The following is a 19,115-nucleotide window of genomic DNA, read 5'->3' as shown; positions in this document are numbered from 1 at the left end:
GTTACCTTCAATTCTTGTTATTTTGATAGCAGGAGGTCTTTCTTATTATTGGATGAGTTCAAAACCTCAAGCCAATCGTACCTCGTCTAAAAAAACAACGATGCTGGTTGAGCTAATAACGCCTGAATTTAAAAATCATACGTTAAGTGTTTATGCAATGGGAACCGTCATTGCCGCACAAGAAGTTAACTTAACCTCACGAATTAGCGGAATGGTGTTAAAAACTAACCCTAATTTTGTTGAAGGCGGAATTCTAAAAAAAGGCGAGCAAATTGTAAGCCTAGATCCAACGGACTATAAATTAGTCATTGCACAGCGAAAAAGTGACCTAGAAAAAGCGCGTTTTAATTTAAAGCTCGAACAAGGGCAACAAGCGATTGCGCTGCGAGAATTCCAATTACTCGGCTCAAAACTCGCCCCACAAGAAAAAGAGCTGGTTTTACGAAAGCCCCATTTACAAGCGGCTAAAGCCGCGTTAAATGCGGCAGAAGCCTCATTAAAACAAGCGCAATTAGACTTAGAACGAACGCGCCCTTATTCCCCTTTTGATGCTATTGTTATTAGTCGAAATGCCAATGTAGGCTCTTGGATTTCAACCTTTTCAACAGGAACACCCTTAGCAAAATTAGTCGGTATTAAAAATTTTTGGATTGATGTTTCCCTTCCCGTTGATAAATTGCGTTGGATAAATGTACCTGGAATTAACAGTAAAAAGGGAGCCAGTGTCCGCATTGCCTATGAAACAGGCTGGGGAAAAGGTATTTATCGTCAAGGTGAAATTACACGTTTAAAAGCCTCTGTTGAAAAGGAAGGCCGAATGGCTAAACTTGTGGTTGAAGTGAATGACCCCCTTAGTCAAAAACCTAACAATAAAAATTCGCCGCCGCTCATGTTAGGGACATTTGTACGTTTAAAAATACAAGGCCATACTTTAAACAACGTTGCCGCATTACCTGAAAGCCTTTTACATGAAGGCAATAAGCTGTGGTTGATGACCCCCGATAATAAATTAGCCATTCACCCTGTCACGCCTATTTGGAGAGAGCAAGGCTTAGTTTATTTTTCAATAGATGCGTTACCTCAGAATACACAGATTATTAAAAGTAACTTATCAACCCCCGTACAAGGAATGGATTTACGTGAAGCAACGCCAGTAACGAAGGATAACACCTAATGTCTTCAAAACAAAAGTCACAACCCTTAGGGGCCATTAGTTGGATGGCAGCGCATTCAATTGCCCCTAATTTAATTATGTTTGCCTGCATTATTGGTGGGTTGATGTTTTTACAAACCATGAAGCAAGAGGTCTTTCCTGATTTTGAACTTGATAAAGTCAGTATTAAAGTGATCTATCCAGGAGCAAGTCCTGAAGAAATTGAAAGTGGCCTATTATTGTCGATTGAGGATGCGATAAGTGGTTTAGATGGCATTGATGAAATTCGCTCAACAGCAACCGAAGGGTTAGCCATGGTTGTGGTCGATGCCTTGGCAGGTAGTGATATTCAACGCCTTGTTCAGGAAGTAGAAAAAGAAGTTGATCGAATTACGACCTTTCCAGAAGATGCTGAAGTCCCTCAAGTTTCCATTATCTCAGAAAAACAACAAGTGCTGACAATGGTCCTGTATGGTGACACCAATGAAAAGGTACTCCATCAATTAGGCGAAGATTTTCGAAAACAATTATTACAAAGTAAAGAGATTACCCAAGTTGAATTATCGGGGGTAAGACCACTGGAAATTAGTATCGAAGTTAGCCAAGAAAATTTACGTCGCTATAAAATTTCATTGGCCACCATTTCCCAGCGCATTAAAGAGGCGAGCTTAGATTTACCTGGGGGAAGCGTTAAAACTCAAGCGGGTGAAATTTTAATTCGCATGAAAGAGCGTAAAGATTATCAACAACAATTTGCGCGTTTACCGATCATTATTACCGCGGATGGCAGTGAAGTTTTACTTGAAGATATTGCCGTCATCAAAGATGGCTATCAAGAAACCGATTACTCAGCCACCTATAATGGTAAACCCGCCATCATGCTATTGGCCTTTAGTGTGGGTAACCAAACCCCTATCAGTGTTTCAGATGCGGTCAAAGCCAAAATTAAAACGTCAAAACAAAGCTTGCCCGCAGGGATCCATGCTGAAATTCGTTTTGATATGTCAGAAATTTATGCGCAACGGGTTGATTTATTATTACGCAACAGCGCTATGGGATTGCTCTTAGTTTTTTTTACGTTGGCCTTATTTTTAGAATTACGCCTCGCATTTTGGGTGATGATGGGGATTCCCATTGCTTTTTTAGGTTCATTTTTAGTTTTACCTTTATTAGGCGTAACGATCAACATGATTTCGTTACTTGCCTTTATTATTGCCTTGGGTATCGTTGTTGATGATGCGATTATCATTGGGGAAAATATTTATCATCACCGTCAAAACGGACTCCCCCCTTTAGAAGCGGCAATCAAAGGAGCCCGTGATATGGCGCAACCTGTTACCTTTAGTATTTTGACAAATATAGCAACGTTCATGCCACTATTTTTTATTCCAGGTCTCATTGGAAAAATGTTCTTCATGATTCCGTTGGTTGTCGTGACTGTTTTTTTATTGTCCTTAGCCGAAAGCTTATTAATTCTTCCCAATCACCTAGGGCATTTAAAACCATTAAAACGGACAGGATTTCAACGTTGGTTATTTGATAACCAACAAAAATTTAGTGATGCCTTTAAAGAATGGACGATCCATCGTTATGGCGGAGCCTTAGAGGGTATTTTAAAACATCGCTATCTAACCACCATTATTGCGTTTTCATTATTAGTCGCGGTCTTATCTTATGCCGCGAGTGGCCGCATGGGAATGAGTTTATTTCCAAAAACAGAATCTAATTTTTCCCAAGCAACCATTACCTTACCTTACGGAACCCCCATTGAAAAAACCCAAGCCGCCGTTAAAATATTAACCCAACATGCACGGCAGGTTATCAAAGATGTTCCTGATGGCGATCAATTAATCAAAGGCATTTTTTCTCAAATTGGTAAAAACGGCACCCATGTCGCATCCATCAAAGTGTATTTAGCCGCACCTGAAATTCGTGAAAGAATCATGGGGACGGATGAGTTTAGTCGGCGTTGGCGTAAATTAACAGGTGAATTAGTCGGAGTAGACTCCTTATTATTTGAATCCAATGCGGGCGGACCTGGGGCAGGCGCGGCTCTTACCATCGAATTAAACCATCAAGATATGGCTATCCTTGAAAAAGCCAGTAAAAAATTGGCCGATGCCATACGCTCCTACCCTATTACTAAGGATATTGATGATGGCTTTAGTTTGGGTAAACCCCAGTTAGATTTTAAATTGTTACCTGAGGGATTAAGTTTAGGCTTTAGTGCGCAAAATGTTGCTCGCCAAATCCGCAATGCATTTTATGGAAGTGAAGTCGCTCGCCAACAACGCGGACGTAATGAAATTAAAATTATGGTAAGACTTCCTAAAAATGAGCGTATTTTAGAACAAAACATTACCGACTTATTATTATGGACCGATTCGGGAAAAGAAATCCCTTTAACAGAGGTCGTTAAAATAGAACGAGGACGCGCTTATACTGAAATTAATCGTCGTAATGGTCAGCGTAATGTTCAAGTAAAAGCGGGAGTTTCTCCTAAAACAAAAACAGGCGATGTTATTAATAGTCTGAAAGCAACCGATTTGCCCGAACTGCTCAAACAGTTTCCAGGATTAAATTATAGTTTTCAAGGCGAGCAAGCTGAAATGACCGATAGTTTAGGCAGTTTAAAACTAAGTTTTGTGATTGCCGTTATTATTATCTATGCCATGTTAGCCATTCCATTTCAAAGTTATATTTTACCTTTTATTGTTATTATTAGTATCCCTTTTGGCATTATTGGCGCTATTTTTGGCCATTTAATCATGAGTTATGATTTAAGTGTTTTAAGTTTATTAGGGGTTGTGGCACTTTCTGGAATTGTCGTGAATGACTCATTGGTCTTAATTGATTCAGCCAATCAAATGCGAGCTAAAACGCAAAAACCAGCCTTTGAAGTAATTAAAATGGCGGCTATCCAACGATTTAGACCCATTATTTTAACCACGATGACCACTTTTTTAGGCTTGTTTCCAATGATATTAGAAACATCACGGCAGGCTAAAATATTAATCCCTATGGCCATTTCAATCGGTTTTGGAATTTTATTTGCAACCTTTATTACTCTCGTATTACTCCCGTCATTATATTTAATTATTGATGATATTGCCGTTTTATGGAAACGTATCAAATCCAATGACTAAAAAATAATCCTATTTTTAAGAGACGCGAACGATCGCGTCTCTTAAAAACTGATGTTACGCAGAGAAGTGAAAATCAAATTTTTTTACGTTTGCATATATCGACGGAGTCCAATACTTCGATTTTAAAGGTCTGTGAAAAAACTTGTTTTTTCACTCCAAATAACAAAAATGTTTATTGCCTATTATTTAACTATTTATAATTTTTTGCGTAACATCCATTAAAAACTACAAATCATAAATAACACTATTACCGGTATCACGAGTATCTGTTTTTTTCTTACGTTTGTTTTGATCCAGTCTTTCCTGTGCATAATGACTAATCATTTGATCCCAATTATCAAATTGGTCATAGTTTTTATAGCCTTCATTTTTACGTTTTTGATATAATGCTTTACCTAATTCAATGAGCTCCTCGGCGGAACTGCCTCCGACCTCATCAAGAAAGTCACTCTGATCTTTAATTTCATCTTTCAACATCCAAAAGGACATCTCAAATTCAATCCGCATTTCAGTAGACAAACGACTTTTAATATAATTTACCGAACGATAAGCACTGCGCATACTACGTCCACTGACTTCGCTACCTTTATTGCACCCTAATAAAGAAAGTAAAGCAAAAACAAGCACTAACATCGAAATTTTTTTCATTCATTTATCCTCAAAAATTATTAATTACACTATAAGCCAAAGTAAAAAACTTGGTTATTATAAACCTAAGCCTATTTTTTATGCTGAATTTTATCACCCTTTTAAGACAACGCTACCAAACACTTTTATCCCAATTAGATCATAAAAGCGCACATGCCATAACCTTTCAGCAGCGACTTGAACAACTTATTTTTGCCGAAGCATTTATCCGTAAGGGCGATCTTTTAGACGCTGAATTCAAGCTTCCTTTACAAATTGCCGTCATAGGACCGACGCAAGCAGGTAAAAGCTCGGTGTGCAATGGTCTACTTAATAATCCGCTTGCAGGGGTGAGTGCCTTGGCAGGTTATACCGTTCATCCCCAAGGTTTTTGTGCGGGTGTTTCATTAAACGCGACAACCGCTTTACAGCATTATTTTGGTCGCTACCAACAACTGGCCCCATCAGAATTATCCGCTAATCGGTATGATTGTTTTGCCCTTTCTGAAAACTTAATCGACGCGCCTTTATTACCCCCTTGTATTTTATGGGATACGCCCGATTTTGATTCGATCCACGCCCCTGATTATAAAGAAGGGGTCATTCGTACGATCGCATTAGCGGATATTATTATTTTAGTGTTAAGCAAAGAAAAATATGCCGATCAATCGGTTTGGGAAATGATATCATTGATTGAAGCCTTTAATCAGCCCACTTTAATTTGTATTAATAAATTACCTGAAAACACCGAAAACATAATCACGCGTTCACTCAAACAAAAATGGCAACAGGCACGAACCGATGTTTTTCCTGAAACGATTCCCCTGTTTTATGATAAACAAACAAATCGCCCGCATTGGCAACAAAAATATGACGATCTTATTTACCAATTAGCGAAAAAAGCGGTTAAACGTAACCATTTTCGGTACCAATCTAACTTAATTCGTCGTTATTGGTCTACGTGGCTCGCACCCGTTATTGCTGAGCATCAAGCCGCCGATGAATGGCAACGTCTCGTTTCCAAACAAATTGATCGCGCCTTAATTGGCTACCAACGAGATTATTTGAATCACCCCCATTATTATGAAACCTTTCAACAAACCTTAATAGAGTTACTTAATTTATTAGAAATTCCAGGTATTGCAACTGTATTAACCCAAACACGTCGTATTTTAACCTGGCCGATTAGAAGTTTATTACGCTTAAAAAAAACCACACCCCAGCACGGTCTTCATTCGAAAGAGTTAATTTTATTAAACCAACAAGCGGAACACTTATTCATTCAACTCACCGAACACTTGTTAGATAAAATAGATACCGACTCTCAAAAAAATAGCTGGTGGAAAGAAAATTATCGTTTATTACGACAACAACGTAAGCAAATACTAGAAGATTTTAGCTTACAAGTAGACCATTATCATGAAAATTTTCAACAAGATATTGAAGCCACGGCCCACCGTTTATATAAAAAATTGCAGCAAAAACCCCTAATATTAAATAGTTTACGAACCACCCGTTTAAGTGTCGATGCGGCAACGATTGCATTAGTGATAAAAACGGGGGGGATTGGTATTCATGACTTAGTGCTAACCCCCGCCATGTTATCATTGACCTCGCTGTTAACGGAAACAGCCCTCGGGAGTTATATGAATAAAACCGAAAAACAATTGAAAACACATCAACTTGAAACCGTTAAACAACAGCTTTTTATTGATTGCCTACAACACTGGCTTTATCAATTACCCGAACAAATGACAACAGATAATCACTTTAATATTTCTCCTGAGCAACTCGCAATGGCTGAGAAACAGCGTGTAGAAAAAAAACATGGATTACAAATACTCTGAATTAGTACAACAAAGTAAAGACTGGGCATTACAGGTAGAAAAAAACCATTGGCTAGAAACCGAGCAATTAGCCCCTCTTTTAACCATTGAACAAGCCTCACCGCAATCGTTACTGTCCTCAACGGATGAAAGACCTTTAATTGTCGCCTTTATGGGCGGAACAGGGGTGGGTAAAAGTACGTTGTTAAATCGTCTAGCGAAACAGGCCATCGCGAAAACAGGAATTGAAAGACCGACCTCCTATGAAGTAACCTTGTATCATCATTATTCCTTATCGCTCCAAAGCCTTCCTGAAAAATTTCCTTTAGATAAAATTAAAACCGCCTCACATACGGATGACACCCATAAAAATATCATCTGGGTTGATATGCCTGATTTTGATAGTACGGAATTAGCCAATAAACAGTTGGTCTTACAATGGCTCCCTCACATCGATGTACTCATTTATGTCGTGAGTCCTGATCGTTACCGTGACCATAAAGCATGGCAATTATTACTTTCTGAAGGTCAAAAACATGGCTGGTTATTTGTTTTCAATCAATGGGATTTAGGGCAAATTGAACAATATGAGGATTTTAAAAATCAACTTACAGAAGCGGGATTTAATGATCCCCTTATTTTTCGGAGTAGTTGTACCGAGCAAGCCGATGATGAGTTCCCCCCCCTCCTAGAGACTATAACCGCCTTAGCCACTAAAAATACCATTAGTCAATTAGAACAACAGAGTTCACACATTAAAAAGCAACAGCTACAACAGCAACTGCAACACTATTTACCTTTATTAGGGAGTGAGCAGGATTTCATTGAATTACGCCAGCACTGGAAACAACAATGGCTGTCTACAAAAAATAGTTTGAGTGACGGGTTTAGTTGGGAAATGAGTCAATATGCCAGCCAATATGCTGAAAAAGAAGGGCAATTATCGGCTAAAAAAAATCCACTTTATTTATGGGGAACATGGGCGCAGAATCGTTTTGATGATGTTTTAGATGAACTTATATTAACGGCGGACCAGTTAAAGCTTGCAACCATTCCATTACGAAAAAATTTAACCCCCATCCGAACCCGTGTCGGAGACACCCTAGATCAGCAAGTAGAATTACGTTGTCGGCAGGCCTTAATTAATCCGGGAAATATTCTTCATCGTGGGTTATTAAAACTGAGTCGATTTTGTGAAATTGTATTTCCATTACTCACCATGAGTGGCGTGGGTTATCAGCTATTTTTAGGGTTTTATCAAAGTGCGCAAGATAAGCAAGATTATTTAGGCATTGATTTTGCCGTACACAGCAGCTTATTAATCGGTATTAGTTGGCTCTTACCTTATTTTATCCATAAAAAGATGCAACCCTCCCTTCAAAAAGCCGCCTTAAGAGGATTGAATCAAGGATTAGAATTAGCGACCGATCATATTGGCGAGGCCGTTGATTTAACATTAGAAGGGATGCAACAACAACAAGAGCAGTTTATAGTGGAATTAACCCTGACTATTCAACAATGTGGCCTTAATAATGAAATTCCTGATAAAAAAGGCGTATTGACTCGAATTATACCTAAATAAAGAACGCGTAAGAATGGCTGACTCGCCATATAAAATCAACCCCTCGTTACAGAATGGTATAATTTAGTGATCTTTAAATTCCGCCATCTCGCTTCATTTTAAAATTTTTATTAATCCCATGACAAACACATCAACTATTTTTGACCTTGCTCTAAAGGGCGTACAACAACTTATTCCTTATACACCGGGTAAGCCGATTGATGAGTTAAAGCGTGAATTAAACTTAAGAAAAATTGTTAAGCTAGCCTCAAATGAAAGTCCTTTAGGCATAAACCCTACTATAACCCAAGCTATTACTAAAGTTTTACCTGAATTAAGTCGTTACCCAGATGGCAGTGGTTTTAATTTAAAAACGGCCTTATCTAAAAAATTAAGCGTGGGCATTGAACAAATTACCTTGGGTAATGGCTCAAATGATTTATTAGAAATTATTACTCGCACCTTTGTTAATCCTGATTTAGAAATTATTTATTCACAACATGCGTTTGCGGTGTATCCGATTGTTACGCAAGCAGTGGGGGCAACGGCACGAGTAATTCCTGCTAAAAACTATGGGCATGATTTAGAGGCGATGCTAAACGCGGTCAATAATAAAACCCGCTTAGTATTTATTGCCAACCCTAATAATCCGACGGGAACATTATTAAAACCTGAAGCGATTAAAGCCTTTATAAGTGCATTACCTAAAACCGTATTATGTGTGTTAGATGAAGCTTATTTTGAATTTATCGCTGATGATAAACGCGCGGATTCGATTAGTGGGTTGAGCGAATTTCCTAATTTAATCATCACTAGAACATTTTCTAAAGCTTATGGACTCGCTGGATTAAGGATAGGTTATAGTTTATCTAGTCCAGAAATTGCGGATTTATTAAATCGAGTTCGCCAACCGTTTAATAATAATGTCTTAGCATTAGTTGCCGCAGAAACCGCTTTAGCCGATGAAAAGTATTTACAATTAGCGGTAGAAACCAATAATAAAGGCATGAAACAATTAACCACAGCTTTTGAATTTTTAGATTTAAAATGGATACCGTCGGCGGGTAATTTTGTCAGTATTGATTTTAAACAGCCTGCGATGCCAATTTATGAAGCCTTATTACAAAAAGGGGTGATTGTGCGTCCTGTTGGGGGAATTTATGAAATGCCGAATCATTTACGCATTAGTATTGGAACTGAAAAAGAAAATCAGTTTTTTATTAATAGCTTAAAAACTAGTCTAACGGATATTTAATCATGACTGAATCTATAGATAATCAAATTACACATTTAACTAAGTTAGAAATAACAGGACTTTTGGGGAAATACGATATTGTTTGGAATTTGAATCCTGATGTTAATGTGCTTGCAGGGGGGAATGGGAGTGGGAAGTCAACTATTTTAAATAGCCTTTACCAAGCATTATCGGTTAAATCTAATATATATTCTGAAAGATTAGATCATATTAAATTATTTCTAAACAATGGAGTGTGGCTTCGTTTAAAAAGTTTTACGATACCAGATGATGAAGAAACATCAGGTAAACCAAAATTTGAAATTAAAACGAACTCCCCCCAGCAACCACCACATGAGCTTAAGAAAAGAATTAATATAGATTTTATTAGCACTTTTGATACAGAAGCAAAGCCACTAGAACTTTTACAAAAAGCAGGTAGACACGTTCAAACAGAATTAGATTGGGAATTATGGTTACTACAACAAGAATATACAAAATATCAAGTCAGAATTTATAAAACAAATTCTGAAGTTAATCGTGCTACACATATTCGTTTTTTAGCTATTATTGATGAGTTGTTTTTGGAAACTCATAAAAGAGTTAATGCCAATAAAGAAGAACTAGCATTTTTATTAGACAATAAAGAAATTAATACTTATCAATTATCCTCAGGTGAAAAACAGCTTTTAATTATCTTATTAACGGTTCTTATCCAAGATAATAAACCATTTATTTTATTTATGGATGAACCTGAAATATCATTACATATAGAATGGCAAAGAAAACTGATTAAATATATTCGTGAACTTAACCCTAATGTACAACTCATTATTGCAACCCATTCGCCCGATATTATCGTACATGGATGGCTAGATAACGTATTCAACCTTCAAGATCTCATTGTTAAGGATAACACGCGGCTATGACCCCTTTTGAAAATTACGCGCTTGATTCTGAACGGAGAAATGCGTTTAATCGTACTCAACAAAAATCTAAGCCAGCAGAAATTCTTGTTTATGTTGAAGGGTTTTCTGATGTTGGATTTTGGCATGGTATTTTAAGTCCTTATGAAAAACAAAATAATATTAAATTTGATATTTCACCTTATTCAGAAAATAACCTTACAACAGGGAAGGATAAGCTAATAAAGTTATTTTCACAAACCGCTCAAAATTTTATTATTTGTTTAGACAGTGATTATGACTATCTTTTAAAATCAAAAATTGCTAACCAAATTAATCATAACCCCTATATTTTTCAAACTTATGCGTATGCCATAGAAAATTTAAAATGCTACGCAGAAAGTCTTAACTCTCTTTGTATCAGAGCAACTAATAACACAGATGATACCGTAAATTTAGCTGAGTTTTTAAAAGATTATTCTGGCATTATCTACAATTTTCTTGTTTGTAACTTATATTATTACAGTATAGGTGATGAATCTACTTTTTCAAGAGATGAGTTTGGTAAAATTGTAACTTTTGGGGATAAAAAACCTAAAGACTACACTATAAATTCTAATAATTGGAAAGAAAAAATAAACCTTATTGAAAAATCTATTTCTGAAAAATCAAAAACATTAATTGATAAAGATATTCCTATTGAATTTTCTAAGCAACTAGATGAATTAGGTTTGAATAGAGAGAATGCCTATTTATTTATGCGCGGTCATAACCTTTATGACTTTATTTCAAAATTTCTTGTCGTCATTTGTAATACACTAAAAAACCAATACGAAGAATACATTACAACTTTAGCTAAAGACGAAGCTGAATTAAAGACTAATAAAGGTGGTCTTCATAATTCAAGTACTCATGTTACCTGTCTTTTAGCTAACAATGATAAATTTAAAGGTTGTAATTTATACCAAAAAATAGAAGATGATATTCAAGCCTACTTAGAAATTCTTAAAACATCAGAGACTCATGTTTAATAAATTATGTATCATCGGAGTTGGTCTAATCGGCGGTTCAATTGCTAAATCTGCTCGTCAAAAAAAATTAGCCAAAACCATTGTCGGTTTTGGTCGCCCAGAAGATTTTGAAAACTTAAAACACGCTCAAAAACTAAAAATCATAGACCATTATTACACCGATATTCAACTCGCTGTTGAAAATGCAAATTGCGTCATCATTGCAACCCCAGTCGGCAGTTTTGAACGCATTTTTAAACAATTAAAACCACATTGGTCAAAAGAAACTATTTACACCGATGCAGGCAGCACTAAAGGCAGTGTCATTAAAGCCGCACAAACTGTTTTTGGTTTTGTCCCCACTAACTTTGTCCCCGCACACCCGATTGCAGGGGCTGAAAAAAGTGGCGCAGAGGCCGCACAAATAGAATTATATAAAAATAAACGCTTAATTATTACCCCTTTAAAAGAGACCAACAAAAAGGCGTTATCCACTATCCAAACATTTTGGGAAGCTATCGGTTCGTATGTTTCATTCATGGACATCAAACATCACGATACCGTATTAGGGGCGACTAGCCATTTACCCCACATTTTAGCCTACGCTCTTACCGATTTATTAGGTCAAAAAAATGAAACTATCGAAATTTTTAAATATGCCGCAGGCGGATTTAATGATTTTACCCGCATCGCCTCCAGCGACCCCACCATGTGGCTAGATATTTGTATGGCAAATAAAGATGAAATTATTCCTTTACTCTTTGAATTTCGTCATAAATTAGAACAAATTGAAATCATGTTGCAAGACAATAAAACGCACGACTTATTTGAAACCTTTAGTTATGCTCAAAATTCCAGACAACAGTTTCTCGACCAACAAAAATAAGTTACCGTTAAACGATCAATCATGACTCACACCCTCCTTCAATAATAAAGCCTGCTGATATAATGTTTTTTTACGAATCCCTGTTATTTGAGCCGCCAATGAAGCCGCCGTTTTAATCGAACATTCACTTAATAAAATCTGTAATAAGTCCGTCTGTTCCTTCGTTATTGTTTGTTCTTTTTTATCAATTTTAACGCCCTCAACAATCACCACAAATTCACCTTTTTGCATATTGGGATCATTTTTAACCTGCGCCAACAAATTAACTAAGGTATCTTTAACGATTGTTTCATGCAGCTTTGTCATCTCTCTTGCAATCACCACAACCCTATCTAAAGGTAAAATAGCCACCATATCTTCCAAACACGCTAAAATTCGATGACTTGATTCATAAAAAACCCACGTTATCGACCAATCTAACCGCTCTGAAAAAAAGTTTTGTCGCGCATTGGATGTTCTTGGTAAAAAACCTTCAAAACAAAAACGATTAATCGGTAATCCTGCAACTGATAAGGCTGAAATCACCGCGCAAGCCCCAGGAATAGGGGAAACTTTAACTCCCTGTTCTTTAGCTAATCGAACCAAAGGCATCCCTGGATCACTTAATAAAGGGGTTCCTGCATCTGAAACTAACGCTACCGATAAGCCTTGCTGAATTTTCTCAACTAATTGCGGAGCAACATGGGCTTCATTATGTTGATGTAGCGAGACGACTCGTGTGGTGATACCATACTGTTGTAATAAAATTTTTACATGCCGCGTATCTTCAGCCGCAATTAATTCAACCTGTCGTAAAGTATCTACCGCGCGATAACTAAAATCTGCTAAATTGCCTATTGGGGTTGCAACAACGTATAATTCGCCGTAACTCTCTGACATTTAGTCTCCTTCATTTAAATTACAATAGACCCTTATGATACACCGTTATTTGATATTGTTAATTATTAGCTTACCCCTTTTTTATGGTTGTTCATTAGCAACACAAATAATGTATAACCCTGAAATTAATCAAGCCGAAGCATTTCTTAAACAAGGTAAAAATAAAGAAGCTGCTACGATTTACAAAAAGTTAGCCACCCTTAATACCAACCAGCGTAACCAGTTCAATTTATTAGCCGCCGATGCGTTAATTGGTTCAGGCGATGCCGAGCAAGGTAAAAAATATATTACCGTTATTGATTCCTCTAAATTAACGCCTGCGCAGTACAATCATCTAAAATTATTACAAGCACAAATTGCTCTGAGTGTGGGCGAGGCCAAAAAATCACTCAATTTATTTGAAACAATGGAAGTCAAATCCTTAGATACGCGCTCTAAATTTGCCTACTATGACTCCTTAGCTTTAAGCCATTCTTTACTCGGTAGTCCCCTAAAAAGTGTGCAAGCATTAGTCGCCTTAACACCCTTTATCGTTTCATCTGAAAAACGGTTACACCATTACGATAGAATTTTAGACATCTTAATGAAAACGTCCGTTACCGCATTAAACAAACGACCTGTTGCGGCCACAAAAAACTTTAATGGCTGGGTAGCCTTAGTCAAATTATTACGTTCTAATAACGTAAACCTGTCTACAAGCTTGGCTAAATGGCGACAAACCCACCCTAATCATCCAGTAACATCGGACTTATTACTGTCTTACGAAAAAAAATATCAGAACCAGTTTTCGCCTCCTGCATCCATCGCACTATTTTTACCTAAATCAGGACGTTATGCAGAAGCCGCTCGTGTTATTAAACAAGGTTTTATGGCGGCATACAACTTAGCCGTTCGTAGCAACCCTAATCAACCTAAAGTGGTTTCTTATGATACTGAAAGTGCAAGTATTACTGATTTATACAGCAAAGCCATCAATAACGGCGCGCAATTAATCGTCGGGCCGTTAAATAAAAAATACCTGCGTCGATTAGCAACCCATCCCGCTTTAAATATTCCTGTTCTGGCTCTAAATCATGATGAAGGTTTAAGCCATCCCCGTCTTTATCAGTTTGGTTTAAGTCCGATTGATGATGCCGAACAAGTAGCTTATAAAGCCTATCAAGATGGTCATAACAATGCGTTACTCTTAATTCCTAACTCAAAACGGGGACAACGTATTCAACATTATTTTACGAGCCATTGGCAACATCTAGGCGCGTCGATTGCGAGCGTTCATAATTATGATCCCGCTGCCGACGATTTGCGTCCCGTTATAAAGCAAGTGGCCCATAAACTATTAGAAAATAAAACGACTAATGTTATTTTTATGAATGCTTATTCAAAACAAGCGGGTGTTTTAAACCCATTGTTACGCTATAAAAAGACAACATCGAATATCCCCATTTATGCAACGTCAAATATTTATTTAGGCTCACCTAATAAATTTCGTGATGAAACCCTTAATGGTATTATATTTTGTGATATTCCTTGGGTCTTTGAAAAAGTTTATACAGGGGCATTAAGCAAAACGGCTTTGTATACACGATGGAGTGAGTTAAACCCCCTTTATCTACGGTTATTACCTCTAGGGATTGATGCTTATAATTTAACGTCTTATTTAGACCAATTAAAAACAGAAGCCTACCCTGGTGCAACAGGTCAATTAACATTAGGTGCCGATAATCGAATTAATCGTGAATTATTTTGTGCTAAATTTGTTAATGGCGAACCCCACTTACTTAACTTTTCCAGTAAAAAAACACCTTTTGTTCCATAAACATTTCGCTTAAATTAGAACGGGCGGGATTTAAAATCACGTCCGCTTCTAAAACGAGTCGATAAATTCCTGTTTCGACTCCAAAAAATAAAATCTGTTTCAAGTTTGCGTTATAATGCGGCAGTTAAAATTTATTTCACCTGTTAATTTTATAAAAATTAATACTATCAAACTCTTGATTCTGCTAAAAAATTATTATGAAAAAAATCAATGTCGCCCTTGTCAGATTACTCCAATTTATTGTTTTCGTTATTTTTACGTTTACAGTATTAAGTTATTTTTCAGCGATGGTATTACTCCCTTTAGAATTTGTCGCGTTACTGATTAAACTTTTAGGATTATTCGGTCTTAGTAGCTTAATCGCTGCATTAATCGCCATTCCTTTAATTGGGTACTTATCATTTTCTGCCTATAAAATACCTGGCTTAGGCAAAATGGTTGTTGATACCGGTGTTGATCTAATGCACATCGGTAAAGCACGTATTGAAGCCTTTAATGAAATTGCCGAACAAGTTAAAGAAGGCTAGTTTGACCTTATTATGAAGACGTGATACGTTACGTTTTCATAATAAAAAATTATTTTATTTCAAGCCTTGGAACCCGTGCAGTTACCCCACAGACCAACGTGTAAGCAATTGTTCCCGCACACGTCGCAATATCTTCAACAGCCAGATCATCCCCCCAAAGCATCACAGAATCATAAACGGCCGCCTCCAATTGGGAGGATAAATCAACAGTTATCATATCCATTGATACGCGCCCGACTAAAGGAACCTGTTTCCCTTTAATTAACATAGGGGTTCCCGTTTTAGCATGACGTGGATAGCCATCACCATAGCCTATGCCCACAATGCCTATACGGGTCGTTTTCTCAGCAATCCATGTCGATCCATAACCCACGGTTTCCCCTTTTTGAAGGGTTTTAATCGCAATGAGTTGTGAATAAAGACTCATGACAGGTTTTAAATTAAATTGTTTGCCTATTTCATTCTCAAAAGGAGAAATTCCATAGAGCATTAAACCAGGACGAACCCAATCACTTAAGGCCGCCGTCCATTCCAAAATTCCTGCTGAATTAGCCATACTACGCTGTCCTTTAACCCCCTTAATGATCGTTTTAAATAAATCAATTTGCGCTAAAGTTTTAGTATCTTTTTTATCATCTGCATTAGCAAGATGAGTCATTACGTTAATTTTAGTCTCATCCTTCACACAATCCTTTACTCGTTGATAAATATATGAAAAATCAGCGGATTTAAACCCCAAACGATTCATGCCTGTATCTAATTTTAACCAAACGAATAAGCTTGTTTCTGCTTTTTTTTCCAATAACGCCACTTGCTCAACACAATGAACAACGGGGTCTAAGTTATACTGAATAAATACATCAAGTTCTTCCGCATTCATAAAACCTTCCAAAACCACTAACCGTTGCTTAAAACCCGCATAACGTAAACGCATGGCTTCATTAATTCGTGCAACAGCAAATGCATCAGCGTGTTTTAACGCCTCGGCAACCTGTAATAAACCATGCCCATAACCATCGGCTTTAATCACTGCCATGATTTGAGCTTTAGGCGCATAATAACGAACCCTCGTTAGGTTATGCTCAATGGCCGATAAATTAATGGTCGCATAAGTAATTGGCGTCATTCGTCATAGCCCTCATTATCCCCATAAGGATCCCCCGCATAATTTTCAAATTTTGTGTATTGCCCTAAAAAAGTTAACCGTACGGTTCCTAAAGGGCCGTTACGTTGTTTACCAATAATAATTTCGGCAATCCCCTTATCAGGGCTATCTTCGTTATAAACCTCATCTCTATAAACAAATACAATTAAATCAGCATCTTGCTCAAGCGCACCACTCTCCCGCAAATCAGACATTACGGGGCGTTTATTCGGACGTTGCTCCAAATTACGATTTAATTGCGATAACGCAACAACGGGGACTTCCATTTCTTTAGCTAACGCTTTTAATCCACGTGAAATATCAGAAATTTGTTGAACTCTATTTTCACCACTACTCGGTGATTGCATTAATTGAATATAATCTAAAACAATAAGCCCTAATGGCCCATGATCTCGCGCTAAACGCCGTGATCTTGAACGAACTTCAGTCGGCGTTAACGCAGGTGTATCATCAATAAAAATATTCGTTTCAGCAAGCATATTAATAGCCGATGTCAAACGAGGCCATTCATCTTCTTCAAGCTGACCTGTACGCACTTTATGTTGATCAATACGTCCTATCGAAGACATCATTCGCATCGCCAAAGAGTCGCCAGGCATTTCCATACTAAAGACAGCGACATTTTTTTTGCCTGCAATGGCAATATTTTCAGCCATATTCATCGCTATGCTTGTATTATGAACAACCGTCATATCCTCCAATAAAAACAACCCATTCCCTTCAATCTCAAAGCCATAATAATCATCCACCTCTCCTTTTTCAAGAGAGATCTCTGTTTGATTCCAACTTCGACTGCACGTCCAAGGACGTGCTTTTTTTCTAACCACTTTGACAGGAATCGTATCAACATTACCCAACAAACGAACGCAATAAACCTCACAACTATAATTTTTATCAGCTTGTTTACTCATAAGTGACGTTCGGAAACCTAAGCTATCACATAAAAATTTAATGTGTTCTGTAAGGGATTTATTTTTCTGAGTAATTTCATACCCTCCAAACACATCCTCATAATGCCCAACGCTATCAATTAACCCAGCTAATAGCTCCAATCTATTTTCATAACTATTAATTAAAAACGACTTGGGAATATGTTTATTATTGAGAAGGTTTGATTCCCGAAAAACCCCCTGTAAACTAAATCGAAGGTTGGAATTTTCCCCCGCAATTCCCGAAGTAATCGTATAAAAAGGACATTTTCCTATTGTTTTTTTAACGGTTAATTGCAACCCTAGGTCTTTGGCATAATTAAATAAGTAATCAGCAACTTCTTTATCTTGATTAAAAATACTAATGCCTTTACTTTCACCCTCACCCAACCATAATCCTAAAAAATAAGGATCGAACGCTAACGATTGCACGGGGAAATCAACCGCCACTTTATAGCCCTCATAATTTGATTGAAACTTGGTTGATGAAGCTAAATAATCCATTAAAGCAATATTTAATAGGTCTCCATGCGGATGTTTTCCTTCATTACAACTACGTTTTAAAGACAAAATATGAGATTCATTCACGCAGTAATCCATTGCCTTGTTTTGTCTAACCCAATACATATTTTCTCGACCTTGTGCGAGAGAAAGTACTTTTCTAGGGGTTGAATCATCCCCCATTAACACATCGCCAAGTTTTATATTCTCAATAGATTTAACCTCACCTGAAAATAATAAAACGTTCGTTCCTTTAGCAAAACACTTTCCCATCGACGGACGACCTGCAACAATAATTAAATCCCCCGGTTGCAATCCTGACGTTTTCTCATCAAAATCCGTAAACCCCGTTGCCGCCCCCGTAATATTGCCCTCTTGTTCAAATAAGGTTTCGATTTTATCAACCGCTGAGGCTAACAATGATTTAATCGGCTCAAACCCCCCCTGCCCTTTTTGACGTTGCTCCGCAATTTTAAAGACATTACGTTCCGCATTTTCCAACAATTCAGCCGTTTCTCGCCCGTCAGGTGAAAAGGCGGAATCAGAAATATCGGTTCCTACGTGAATGAGTTGTCGTAAAATAGAGCGATCACGAACAATAGCGGCATAAGCGGCTATATTCGCTGCACTGGGCGTATCTTTGACCAACATTCCCAAATACGCAAGTCCACCTACTTCGGCTAATTGATGGGTTGTCTCCAGCACTTCTGAAAGCGTCACTACATCGAAAGGATCTTGTCGTTCGGCTAGCCGTGCAATGGACTTAAAAATTAACCGATGATCTCTACGATAAAAATCTATTTCAGTTAACTTATCAGCAACGGAATCCCACGTTTGATTATCTAACATTAACCCGCCTAAAACAGATTGTTCTGCCTGAATAGAATTGGGAGGAACTTTAAGCGCGGCAACGTCTAAGTCACCCGAGGGGTAAAAATCTTCGGACATAG

14 protein-coding genes are annotated in these 19,115 nt (G+C 37.4%); 10 read left to right on the top strand and 4 right to left on the bottom strand.

What is annotated here, in order from left to right:
- Positions 1-52: 52 nt before the first annotated feature.
- Positions 53-1,174 (top strand): efflux RND transporter periplasmic adaptor subunit, encoded by a 1,122-nt coding sequence (locus Q9M50_09360; protein ID MDQ7090839.1) that lies wholly within the window; start codon positions 53-55, stop codon positions 1,172-1,174.
- Positions 1,174-4,299, top strand: coding sequence for an efflux RND transporter permease subunit (locus Q9M50_09355; GenBank protein MDQ7090838.1), 3,126 nt, complete (start codon positions 1,174-1,176; stop codon positions 4,297-4,299). The genes Q9M50_09360 and Q9M50_09355 overlap by 1 nt, the downstream gene beginning before the upstream one ends.
- Positions 4,300-4,524: 225 nt before the next feature.
- Here the strand turns inward: Q9M50_09355 and Q9M50_09350 are convergent, their stop codons facing one another.
- A complete protein-coding gene (locus Q9M50_09350; GenBank protein MDQ7090837.1) occupies positions 4,525-4,947 on the bottom strand; it encodes a hypothetical protein in 423 nt (140 codons plus the stop codon).
- An 80-nt stretch (positions 4,948-5,027) separates the two neighbouring features.
- On the opposite strand from Q9M50_09350, the gene Q9M50_09345 reads away from it, so the two are divergent.
- From Q9M50_09345 to Q9M50_09320, 6 genes are all read left to right on the top strand, one after another.
- Positions 5,028-6,773: a GTPase domain-containing protein gene (locus Q9M50_09345; GenBank protein MDQ7090836.1), complete on the top strand. Its 1,746-nt coding sequence runs from the start codon at positions 5,028-5,030 to the stop codon at positions 6,771-6,773.
- Complete coding sequence (locus Q9M50_09340) at positions 6,754-8,334, top strand: GTPase (GenBank protein ID MDQ7090835.1); 1,581 nt, start codon at positions 6,754-6,756, stop codon at positions 8,332-8,334. The genes Q9M50_09345 and Q9M50_09340 overlap by 20 nt, the downstream gene beginning before the upstream one ends.
- A 118-nt stretch (positions 8,335-8,452) precedes the next feature.
- On the top strand, positions 8,453-9,568 hold the full coding sequence (gene hisC / locus Q9M50_09335) for a histidinol-phosphate transaminase (protein MDQ7090834.1): 1,116 nt from the start codon (positions 8,453-8,455) through the stop codon (positions 9,566-9,568).
- Between the two features lie 2 nt (positions 9,569-9,570).
- Positions 9,571-10,476: an AAA family ATPase gene (locus Q9M50_09330; GenBank protein ID MDQ7090833.1), complete on the top strand. Its 906-nt coding sequence runs from the start codon at positions 9,571-9,573 to the stop codon at positions 10,474-10,476.
- Complete coding sequence (locus Q9M50_09325) at positions 10,473-11,483, top strand: DUF4435 domain-containing protein (protein MDQ7090832.1); 1,011 nt, start codon at positions 10,473-10,475, stop codon at positions 11,481-11,483. The genes Q9M50_09330 and Q9M50_09325 overlap by 4 nt, the downstream gene beginning before the upstream one ends.
- Complete coding sequence (locus Q9M50_09320) at positions 11,476-12,348, top strand: prephenate dehydrogenase/arogenate dehydrogenase family protein (GenBank protein ID MDQ7090831.1); 873 nt, start codon at positions 11,476-11,478, stop codon at positions 12,346-12,348. Before Q9M50_09325 ends, Q9M50_09320 begins: the two co-directional genes overlap by 8 nt.
- Before the next feature lie 15 nt (positions 12,349-12,363).
- On the opposite strand, the gene rsmI is transcribed toward Q9M50_09320, so the two are convergent.
- Positions 12,364-13,227 (bottom strand): 16S rRNA (cytidine(1402)-2'-O)-methyltransferase, encoded by an 864-nt coding sequence (rsmI, locus tag Q9M50_09315; protein ID MDQ7090830.1) that lies wholly within the window; start codon positions 13,225-13,227, stop codon positions 12,364-12,366.
- 109 nt (positions 13,228-13,336) lie between these two features.
- Here rsmI and Q9M50_09310 point away from each other — a divergent pair, with 109 nt between their 5' ends.
- Together Q9M50_09310 and Q9M50_09305 are read left to right on the top strand one after the other, a co-directional pair.
- Positions 13,337-15,043 (top strand): penicillin-binding protein activator, encoded by a 1,707-nt coding sequence (locus Q9M50_09310; GenBank protein ID MDQ7090829.1) that lies wholly within the window; start codon positions 13,337-13,339, stop codon positions 15,041-15,043.
- A 197-nt stretch (positions 15,044-15,240) separates the two neighbouring features.
- Positions 15,241-15,570 (top strand): hypothetical protein, encoded by a 330-nt coding sequence (locus Q9M50_09305; GenBank protein MDQ7090828.1) that lies wholly within the window; start codon positions 15,241-15,243, stop codon positions 15,568-15,570.
- A gap of 49 nt (positions 15,571-15,619) precedes the next feature.
- Here Q9M50_09305 and alr read toward each other — a convergent pair whose 3' ends face one another.
- A complete protein-coding gene (alr, locus tag Q9M50_09300) occupies positions 15,620-16,696 on the bottom strand; it encodes an alanine racemase (GenBank protein ID MDQ7090827.1) in 1,077 nt (358 codons plus the stop codon).
- A complete protein-coding gene (gene dnaB, locus Q9M50_09295; GenBank protein ID MDQ7090826.1) occupies positions 16,693-19,113 on the bottom strand; it encodes a replicative DNA helicase in 2,421 nt (806 codons plus the stop codon). Before dnaB ends, alr begins: the two co-directional genes overlap by 4 nt.
- Between the last annotated feature and the right edge of the window lie 2 nt (positions 19,114-19,115).

This window comes from Methylococcales bacterium (assembly GCA_030949405.1).
Lineage (GTDB): Bacteria > Pseudomonadota > Gammaproteobacteria > Methylococcales > Methylomonadaceae > WTBX01.
The sequence above is the reverse complement of the archived record's forward strand: the minus strand, read 5'-3'. Positions and strand labels throughout refer to the sequence as shown.

Bases quoted from the DNA above. Each gene is read 5' to 3' on its own strand.
- Q9M50_09360 (MDQ7090839.1), top strand. From the start codon at position 53: ATGAGTTCAAAACCTCAAGCCAATCGTACCTCGTCTAAAAAAACAACG.
- Q9M50_09355 (MDQ7090838.1), top strand. From the start codon at position 1,174: ATGTCTTCAAAACAAAAGTCACAACCCTTAGGGGCCATTAGTTGGATG.
- Q9M50_09350 (MDQ7090837.1), bottom strand. From the start codon at position 4,947: ATGAAAAAAATTTCGATGTTAGTGCTTGTTTTTGCTTTACTTTCTTTA.
- Q9M50_09345 (MDQ7090836.1), top strand. From the start codon at position 5,028: ATGCTGAATTTTATCACCCTTTTAAGACAACGCTACCAAACACTTTTA.
- Q9M50_09340 (MDQ7090835.1), top strand. From the start codon at position 6,754: ATGGATTACAAATACTCTGAATTAGTACAACAAAGTAAAGACTGGGCA.
- hisC (MDQ7090834.1), top strand. From the start codon at position 8,453: ATGACAAACACATCAACTATTTTTGACCTTGCTCTAAAGGGCGTACAA.
- Q9M50_09330 (MDQ7090833.1), top strand. From the start codon at position 9,571: ATGACTGAATCTATAGATAATCAAATTACACATTTAACTAAGTTAGAA.
- Q9M50_09325 (MDQ7090832.1), top strand. From the start codon at position 10,473: ATGACCCCTTTTGAAAATTACGCGCTTGATTCTGAACGGAGAAATGCG.
- Q9M50_09320 (MDQ7090831.1), top strand. From the start codon at position 11,476: ATGTTTAATAAATTATGTATCATCGGAGTTGGTCTAATCGGCGGTTCA.
- rsmI (MDQ7090830.1), bottom strand. From the start codon at position 13,227: ATGTCAGAGAGTTACGGCGAATTATACGTTGTTGCAACCCCAATAGGC.
- Q9M50_09310 (MDQ7090829.1), top strand. From the start codon at position 13,337: ATGTATAACCCTGAAATTAATCAAGCCGAAGCATTTCTTAAACAAGGT.
- Q9M50_09305 (MDQ7090828.1), top strand. From the start codon at position 15,241: ATGAAAAAAATCAATGTCGCCCTTGTCAGATTACTCCAATTTATTGTT.
- alr (MDQ7090827.1), bottom strand. From the start codon at position 16,696: ATGACGCCAATTACTTATGCGACCATTAATTTATCGGCCATTGAGCAT.
- dnaB (MDQ7090826.1), bottom strand. From the start codon at position 19,113: ATGTCCGAAGATTTTTACCCCTCGGGTGACTTAGACGTTGCCGCGCTT.